Below are 7,975 nucleotides of genomic sequence, written 5' to 3'. Positions count from 1 at the left end.
CCCGATGCCGACCGGTCGAAAGGACGGCCAAACGCTTGTTAAGCTGGTTTTCGACGTTAAGGATGTCGTAGCATTTTGCCGAGACTCCGAAAAGCGTGGATTGAAGTTCGGCTCTATTCATCGTGCCGACGGCTACTGCTTCACCAACGCGAAAGACCCCGCCAAGAACTCCATTTCCGTTTCAAGCCGGGCTTTTGTTCGTCAGTAACTCTGGGCTCCTTGCTGCCGTTAGCCGCGTTGCCGCATCATAGCGGTTTGACTGGTTGCCGGTTGTCACTCACGGCCCAAAGCAGACATTCGACCACTGCAAAACCCAATAGGCCACTTTGCTGAAAGCTGCCGTTCGAGCAGAGTGCAACACTTTGAGTTTGGACGCCGTCTACCGGTATTCTGAAATGCCACGTAGCGACCCGTTGAAGCGGTTGTTGGTGCATTGTTCAACACAAGATGAGCGCGAGAAGGGTCATCCGCGAGGTACGGCAACCGATCCAATTCTGTCGCTTTCAAGAACAGCTGTGGCGTATTATCTCTAGCTAAACGTCGTGCTCAAGTAAGAAGCAGAGTTTAACCCAATCGCAAACAAAAAGAGAGCCGGCGGAAATCTTCGCATATAGCTCACGAAACCACCGGCTCTAAATGTTCGCCAAGCTTAAATTTCGACGACGACCTTGCCGATCGCTTGGCCACTGGTCAGGCGGTCATAGGCGGCGTCAACGGCGGTGAGGTCAAAGCTGTGTTCATCCAGAAGCGGTTTCATAGCCCCTGCATCTACGATCTTCGCGAGTTCGGCCAAGATTGCCCCGTGCTCTTCGCGTTTGTGATTGTGCAACATCGGTAGCAACATAAAGATGATGTGCAGCGACAGGCCTTTGAAGTGCGCAGGTGACAGATCAATTTCCAGTAGACCGACTGTTGAGGCGATGTTCCCGTTCAGGGCGGCAGCCTCGAACGAGTTTGTCATGTTGGCACCGCCGACAGTATCAAAAATGACGTCGAAACCCGCGCCATCGGTGTATTTGGCCACGTAATCCGCGATCTTTTCGACTGCAAAGTCGATTGGCGTCGCACCATAGCTCTTGATCACTTCAATCTGCTTCTCACCGGTTCCGGTTCCATAAACGTCTGCGCCAAAGTGCTTTGACAGTTGGACCGCCAGGTGGCCCACTCCGCCAGCGCCACCCTGAACGAGAACCTTTTGGCCTGCCGTGACGCCAGCGCGTTGCAAACCTTCATAGGCCGTGATGCCAACCAATGGGATGGCCGCAGCTTCGCGCATCGAGATGGACTTTGGCTTGTGTGCAATCAGTTTGGCGTCGGCCAGCATGTATTCCGCCAAAGCCCCTTGCAGATCAGCCAGACCACCGGCGCAGCCGTAAACTTCGTCGCCCACCGCGAAACCGGTCACACCTTCACCGACTGCATCGACTACACCTGCAAAATCCATGCCGAGAACGGCAGGCAACGCAGGCGATAGCGGCAGGTCAGTGCCCATCGTGCGGATCATGGTGTCAACAGTATTTACGCTACTTGCGGCAACGCGGACCACGACATGGCCGGGAGTCGCGCTGGGCTTTGGCAGGTCCGCTGGCTCGAATTTAGCATTCTCGCCGTAGGCTGTGATTGTTGTGGCTTTCATTGGGGCAACTCCTGAATGTGTTTGATAGCCATCACTTAAACTATCCATAAATCAGGTAAATTGGCCCACTTATAAGTTCAGTATTCCGATTGCGAATATAATGCAGATTCGATCCCATGGCGCGGGACTGGCACTGCCCCTACCCCCAAGCCGCCGAGCGAAAAGCGCACCAAACTGTCTCAAACTGTCTCATGTTGAGACAGTTCTGGCCAAAGCAATCGCCCCGCCCATCTTCTTTATTGCCGAAAAGACAGCGCGGTCGCAGCGTTTATCCAGAAGCCAAGCAGCAGAGCCGCTGCAGTTACGGGAGGAACACATGGCACCTACACGCGATCAACAACATTGGATGTATCGCAACATGGTCACGAGCAGAAAGTTCGAAGAGACCATTGCGAAAATCTACTTCGAAGGAAAAACACCTGTCTTCAGCATGGCGGATGGCCCAATCCCGGGCGAGATGCACCTGAGCGATGGGCAAGAACCAGTAGCTGTGGGAGTCTGCGCGCACCTTGAAGCTGACGACATTGTAACGGCAACCCACCGCCCACACCATCAAGCCATCGCTAAGGGCGTCGATCTGGACAAAATGGCCGCCGAGATTTTCGGCAAGAAAACTGGTCTGTCCGGCGGTCGAGGCGGGCATATGCACTTGTTTGATGCAGACGTAAATTTCGCCTGCTCGGGCATTATTGCACAGGGCATGGGGCCTGCGGTCGGCGCGGCCCTTAGCCGGAAGATGCAGAGCAAGCCGGGCGTCGCCGTTGCGTTCGTCGGTGAGGGCGCGGTGAACCAAGGCGGGTGGCACGAAGCCATGAACTTGGCCGCAACTTGGAAGCTCCCGTTTGTCTGCATTATTGAAGACAACGATTGGGGAATCTCGGTCGCCAAGGGCGATTCTACAGCCATCGCCAACAACGCAGATCGAGCGGCGGCCTACGGTATTCCGGGCAAACGCGTTGCCGACAACGATCCATACGCGATCTTTGAGGCGGCTGGCGAGGCCATTGCGCGGGCGCGCGCAGGCGACGGCCCGTCCTTGATCGAGATCGAGACCTACCGTTTGGCGGGGCACTTTATGGGGGACGCCGAGGGATACCGCCCGAAGGGTGAAAAAGATGCGCTGTTCGCCAAGGATCCAATCCCGAAAATGCGTGACCGGATGTTGGCTGACGGAATGGCCACTGCCGATGAACTTGATGCGATCGAGGCAGAGTCCGCCGCCCGTGTTGAAAAAGCCATCACATTTGCCCGCAAAAGTGCGGATCCAGCGCCCGAAGACGCGCTAACCGCTGTGTTTGCCTGAGGAAAGGAAAAAATCATGACCAAATCGAATGAAAGAAAACTCACGATTGCCCGCGCAATGGCCGAGGCAGTGCAACAGGAAATGCAAAAGGATCCGACCGTCTTCGTGATGGGCGAGGACATCGGAGCCCTCGGCGGCGTTTACGGCAACACCCGCGGGTTGCTCGAAGAATTCGGGCCGGAACGTATCCGCGACACGCCGATTTCCGAGACCGCCTTTATCGGGGCCGCTGTTGGCGCCGCGATGGACGGTATGCGGCCCGTGGCGGAGCTGATGTTCGTCGACTTTTTCGGTGTCTGCTTTGACGCGATCTATAATCTGATGGCCAAGAACACCTACTTTTCCGGCGGAAATTCAAAGGTGCCGATGGTGCTGATGACCTCGACAGGGGGTGGGTATTCCGACGGCGGCCAACATTCGCAATGCCTTTACGGAACCTTCGCGCATCTGCCCGGGATGAAGGTGGTCTGCCCATCCAACGCTTACGATGCCAAAGGCCTTATGACCGCCGCCATGCGCGACGACAGCCCCGTCGTCTACATGTATCACAAAAGCCTGCAAGGCATGGGGTGGCTGGCGACTGAGCCAGGCGCGACGGTCCATGTGCCAGAAGAAAGCTACACGCTTGAAATCGGCAAGGCGAAAGTTGCGCGTCAGGGCGACGACGTCACCATCGTCTCTATGGGGCTTGGCGTTCACAATGCATTAAAAGCCGCCGCGCAGCTAGAAACGCAGGGCGTGAGCGCTGAGGTTATCGACCTGGTCAGCCTTGTGCCATTGGATCGCGACACGATCCGCGCTTCTGTCGCCAAAACCGGACGGCTGATCGTCGTCGACGAGGATTACATGTCCTACGGCGTCTCGGGAGAGATCATTGCGAGCGTAACGGAACACGACATTTCGGCCCTGAAAGCCGCGCCAAAACGGGTGGCCTATCCGGATGTGCCGATCCCGTTCGCGCGGGTGATGGAGCAGTTCTGTCTGCCAAACCCCGAAAAGATCGTTGCGGCCTTTGATAGCATGAAAGCCGCCTGACCACACACCCTCAGGGGCTGCGCAGATGTGTGCGGCCCCAGCCAGCAGAAGGAAACGACATGTCAACGAACATCACCATCCCCACCGACCTCTGGGACGAAGACGAAGAGACCGTAATCACCACTTGGCTGGTCAGCGACGGCGCCAAAGTTGAAGAAGGCGCACTGATTGCCGAGATCATGACCGCGAAGGTGCAGTATGAAATCAACGCACCTGCCTCCGGCACCGTGACAATCACCGAAGAGGCCGATGCCGTTGTGCCCAAGGGTGCGGTTATCGGAACAATCGAATGAGTAACAGTGTGCGCACAGTTCCACTAAAAGGGGTGCGCGGCATGATTGCCGACGCGATGGTCAAAAGCCTCGCGACGGCGGCGCAGCTCACGCATCATGGTAGCGCGGATGCAACGGCGCTGATGGCTGAAAAAGCACGTCTGGCAGAGAATGGAACCAAAGCCTCGGTCGAGGATCTTCTCATGCTGGCTGTGGTTCGGGCGCTTAAGAAACACCCGAATGCGAACGGCCGTGTTGAGGGCAAAGAGGTCAAGCTGCACGATGCCATTGATTTGTCCGTCGCCATCGCCCTGCCGGGAAATCTGCTGGTCGCACCAGCATTGTTCGGCGTAGGGGAGATGGACGTCAGTGCATTGCGGACCGCGCGTCAGGACTTGGCAGCAAGGGCTAAGGCCAACAAGCTGACGGTGACAGAAATGACGGGCGGGACATTCACCATCTCGAACCTCGGCCTTACGCGGGTCGAACATTTCACCCCGATCCTGAATGCTGGACAGATTTGTATCCTTGGCGTTGGCCGGATGACGGATCGCGCGGTGCGCACGGCGGATGGCGGGATTGAACTGCGCCCCTTTGTAGGCCTGTCTCTGACATTCGATCACCGCGCCTTTGACGGCGCACCTGCGGGTGACCTGCTGACCACGATTTGCGACGAAATCGAGGGGATGGCGGTATGAGCAGCGCCTTTCAAAGCGTAAGAACCGCAGCTGACGGGCTGAGATATGAGGACGCTTTGTTCATGGCTGGCGGTCCGCGTGTCGGACTATGGTCTGCGACCCAGCGGTCATTGGTCTGTCCGCGCGCCTTTGGCGCTAAAGTGGGCTACGGCGAAGGGGCCGCCCTTTCCGCCGACAGCGGCTGGCCGGTTTTTCAGCGCCCGACAGGTGGTGGCGTCGTGCCGCAAGGGCCGATGGTCGCCAATCTTGCGCTCGCGTTTGATGCCCCGCGCGGCTTCATGATCGAAGATGGCTACCGGCTTTTGGTTATGGTCATCAAGGCAGCCTTGGGTCCCCATGGAAATGCTCTCGGCGTCAGCGACACACCAGACAGCTTTTGTGACGGTGCTTGGAACCTGACCGCGGGCGGGCGCAAACTGGTCGGGACAGCCCAGCGTTGGCGACCAACCAATGACGGCCGCGCGCGGGTTCTGGCCCATGCCATGATCCTGATCCGCGATGGAATCGCCCCTGCGACTCAGGCTGTTTCAACATTCCACAATGCCATCGGCCTCGCGCCGGTTCGTGCGGATGCGCATACGAGTCTGGAACAGGCTTTCAGCCTACGATCCTTGCCTATTGACGCCATGCATCGCGCAAGCGTGGAGGCATTGGCCGATCTTCAAACATTTAAAGACATCAACTCTGGGAGGAAAATATGTCTAACGAAACCATCCACGTCCATCTTGAGGTCACAGTACCAGACGCAAACCGAGCAGGCTTTCATGGCCTGATGTCTGAACTTGTTGGCCGAGCAAGCAAGGAAGACGGCACGCTTGTTTATGAATGGTATGAGGTCGGTGACACCGGCACATGGCACATCCTCGAACGCTACAGTGATGCGGAGAACGGCGACCTTCACGTCAAGGGCTTCGCCGAGAACTACGCGGGCCGCTTCTTTGACTTGGTCGATAGTTGCAAAGGCATCGTCTCTGACAATGCCACACCATACATAAAGAGCGTGCTCGAAGGTATTTCGCCGCTCTACATCACGCAGAAAGGCGGACTAAACCGCTTCTAACGCTACTTGCCGTGTTCAAGCACGTTCAAATCGGGCGCGCGATGCCAAAGGCCTTCATCTTTCTATGGATCGTCGCCCGCCCGATGCCTAATGTTCGGGCGGCTTTCGAGACGTTCCAGCGGGCGCCGTTCAGGGCGTCGAGTAGCGTTTGTTCCTCGTTATATGGTGAGGGACGCATCGCGATACAGGGTGTCGAAACAGGCGACGAAGTTGCTAGCGCAAGGTCAAGGCGCGTTATTTGCGTGCCATCGCCTTGGATCAATGCCTGCCGCAGCACGCTTTGCAGTTCCCGCACGTTCCCCGGCCAGCCGTAGTTGCTGATCTCGTCCGTGGCATCCTGTGTCAGCGTAACCTGTTTGCCCGCAAGCCTCTGCGCCATGCATTTAGCCAGTGGTCTCGCGTCGCGGTGACGTAGTGGCGGCAGAATGAAAGCAGCGCCAGACAGCATGTAATAGAGGTCATCCCGAAAGGTCCTTTCCTCGACCACATCTTTCAATGGGCGACGGCACGTCGTGACGATAACCATGTTAGCGTCGAATGTAGAATGGGCCTTTCCAGTTTCATCCAGAATATTACGCAACGCCGCCTGCGCGAAGGGGGGCATCTCGTCCACATTGTCAAATACCAGAGCGGTCTTTTGCGGCATTGCGCCATCCAGCGCTACGGCAATACGTGCTTGTTCGATCAAGGATCGGACGTAGTCACGGTTTTCGTCAGAGGCGTCCAAGGCAGCGCAATCAACGGTCACAGTGTTGAACGCATTACCCAGCAACGCCGTAATCAATGCGCTTTTGCCGGTTCCAGTTTCTCCCTCAATCAAAATCGGAAGGCCATGATCCAATGTGGCCTTTGCCCGGTCGCAAATTTCGCGCAGTGCGGGGCTACCGATTGCAAAGTCCTTCAAGGTTGGCTGCTGCCTTTGATGCCGGACCGGCATGGTAACTGGCCGCCAACCGACGACAGCACGATTGTCTTGCAGGGGCGCCCGTGACCAGAGGTCTAGCATAGGCCCCTGATCCCTGCGCACGCTGAGGACCCGTCCCGGAACGTGATCTATGTTCGGCATCTCGGCGCCAAACGCGTCTTCAAACGAGAGACCGGTCAAGTGTGCGTGCGTCTCGTATCCAGCCAAGCTATGTGCTTGGGACGTCGCGCCGAGGATGATCCCGTTTTCATCTACGGCGATCAACTCAGCCCCTTTGATCAGATCGCGCCGACCGTGTGCCGCGACAGAGACAATGCATTGATCTGTGAATTTCTTTTCGAACAACGTTTGCTGAATGCGGCTCGCTGCGGCCCTGAGGAGTTGCTGTGCGAACAAGAAATCCGTTGGGTTGCCGGTGTCGATCGAGGACAGATTAGCGACGCCGATGATCTCATTGGCCGCGTCGCGCAAAGGGACCGAGCAACAGGCGAAGGGTTTCAGCTGGGAGTAGAAGTGATCTTTGCCACGAACGGTGAAGTCCCGACCTTCTGCCAGGGCCATAGAGACACCGTTGGTCCCTGCAATTCGTTCATCCCAAACCGACCCAAGCGCAATCCCGTTCCAATCCTCGCCCGCGTCTTTACTTTCGAGACGGACCAAAATACCGTCTCGGTCGGTGACAATTAGACAGTTCCCAGCGTTCGCCGCGAGAGTTGCAAGTTGGCGAAAGATGCCTTGCTTACCGCCTGTGCGGTCAATCATTGCTTCTTGGCGGGGCGCAACCTCGGACGACTGCAGGCGCAAGATAGGTTGGGCAGCATTGCGTTTAAGGTTGTAGACACGTTCGCATCGCGCCCAAGACGCTGCAATCGCCGGAACCGCGTTTGTTTTTGTCATGTAATCGGCCATCAAAATCCCCTCCCAAAGATTTCGTTCCGCGATGTTTGCCGAGGCTATATCAATCTTAAGTGCGAGTCTTGCTCGATAAAAAGTGAACTGAATCGGCACGTGGAGGGGCGGATTTCGCCGCCCATCCCGTTATTCAC

At 56.9% G+C, this 7,975-nt stretch carries 8 protein-coding genes and 1 pseudogene; 7 read left to right on the top strand and 2 right to left on the bottom strand.

What is annotated here, in order from left to right:
* Positions 1-208, top strand: a pseudogene (locus tag ABD815_RS09005) (VOC family protein); the annotation flags it as partial.
* Between the two features lie 441 nt (positions 209-649).
* Here the strand turns inward: ABD815_RS09005 and ABD815_RS09000 are convergent.
* Positions 650-1,636: a zinc-dependent alcohol dehydrogenase family protein gene (locus ABD815_RS09000; RefSeq protein ID WP_344846479.1), complete on the bottom strand. Its 987-nt coding sequence runs from the start codon at positions 1,634-1,636 to the stop codon at positions 650-652.
* Between the two features lie 316 nt (positions 1,637-1,952).
* Between ABD815_RS09000 and ABD815_RS08995 the strand changes: the two genes are divergently transcribed.
* From ABD815_RS08995 to ABD815_RS08970, 6 genes are read left to right on the top strand one after another with little or no spacing between them, the layout of a single operon-like run.
* Positions 1,953-2,939: a thiamine pyrophosphate-dependent dehydrogenase E1 component subunit alpha gene (locus tag ABD815_RS08995; protein ID WP_344846477.1), complete on the top strand. Its 987-nt coding sequence runs from the start codon at positions 1,953-1,955 to the stop codon at positions 2,937-2,939.
* Positions 2,940-2,954: 15 nt separating this feature from the next.
* Positions 2,955-3,974, top strand: a complete 1,020-nt coding sequence (locus tag ABD815_RS08990) for an alpha-ketoacid dehydrogenase subunit beta (protein ID WP_344846476.1) — start codon at positions 2,955-2,957, stop codon at positions 3,972-3,974.
* A 59-nt stretch (positions 3,975-4,033) separates the two neighbouring features.
* The gene (locus ABD815_RS08985) at positions 4,034-4,267 is read left to right on the top strand and encodes a biotin/lipoyl-containing protein (RefSeq protein ID WP_344846474.1); all 234 of its coding nucleotides are present in this window, start codon (positions 4,034-4,036) and stop codon (positions 4,265-4,267) included.
* Entirely contained in the window at positions 4,264-4,944 is a 681-nt protein-coding gene (locus tag ABD815_RS08980; protein WP_344846472.1) for a 2-oxo acid dehydrogenase subunit E2, read from the top strand. Before ABD815_RS08985 ends, ABD815_RS08980 begins: the two co-directional genes overlap by 4 nt.
* Positions 4,941-5,717: a lipoyl protein ligase domain-containing protein gene (locus tag ABD815_RS08975; protein WP_344846471.1), complete on the top strand. Its 777-nt coding sequence runs from the start codon at positions 4,941-4,943 to the stop codon at positions 5,715-5,717. The genes ABD815_RS08980 and ABD815_RS08975 overlap by 4 nt, the downstream gene beginning before the upstream one ends.
* Positions 5,717-6,004: a putative quinol monooxygenase gene (locus ABD815_RS08970; RefSeq protein WP_344846469.1), complete on the top strand. Its 288-nt coding sequence runs from the start codon at positions 5,717-5,719 to the stop codon at positions 6,002-6,004. Before ABD815_RS08975 ends, ABD815_RS08970 begins: the two co-directional genes overlap by 1 nt.
* A gap of 25 nt (positions 6,005-6,029) precedes the next feature.
* Here ABD815_RS08970 and ABD815_RS08965 read toward each other — a convergent pair whose 3' ends face one another.
* Positions 6,030-7,937, bottom strand: coding sequence for a sigma-54-dependent Fis family transcriptional regulator (locus tag ABD815_RS08965; protein WP_344846468.1), 1,908 nt, complete (start codon positions 7,935-7,937; stop codon positions 6,030-6,032).
* Between the last annotated feature and the right edge of the window lie 38 nt (positions 7,938-7,975).

Source organism: Celeribacter arenosi (assembly GCF_039539485.1).
GTDB lineage: Bacteria > Pseudomonadota > Alphaproteobacteria > Rhodobacterales > Rhodobacteraceae > Celeribacter > Celeribacter arenosi.
The sequence above is the reverse complement of the archived record's forward strand: the minus strand, read 5'-3'. Positions and strand labels throughout refer to the sequence as shown.

What these genes read in the sequence shown, in the direction of transcription:
- ABD815_RS09000 (WP_344846479.1), bottom strand. Translation starts at nt 1,636, where the DNA reads ATGAAAGCCACAACAATCACAGCCTACGGCGAGAATGCTAAATTCGAG.
- ABD815_RS08995 (WP_344846477.1), top strand. Translation starts at nt 1,953, where the DNA reads ATGGCACCTACACGCGATCAACAACATTGGATGTATCGCAACATGGTC.
- ABD815_RS08990 (WP_344846476.1), top strand. Translation starts at nt 2,955, where the DNA reads ATGACCAAATCGAATGAAAGAAAACTCACGATTGCCCGCGCAATGGCC.
- ABD815_RS08985 (WP_344846474.1), top strand. Translation starts at nt 4,034, where the DNA reads ATGTCAACGAACATCACCATCCCCACCGACCTCTGGGACGAAGACGAA.
- ABD815_RS08980 (WP_344846472.1), top strand. Translation starts at nt 4,264, where the DNA reads ATGAGTAACAGTGTGCGCACAGTTCCACTAAAAGGGGTGCGCGGCATG.
- ABD815_RS08975 (WP_344846471.1), top strand. Translation starts at nt 4,941, where the DNA reads ATGAGCAGCGCCTTTCAAAGCGTAAGAACCGCAGCTGACGGGCTGAGA.
- ABD815_RS08970 (WP_344846469.1), top strand. Translation starts at nt 5,717, where the DNA reads ATGTCTGAACTTGTTGGCCGAGCAAGCAAGGAAGACGGCACGCTTGTT.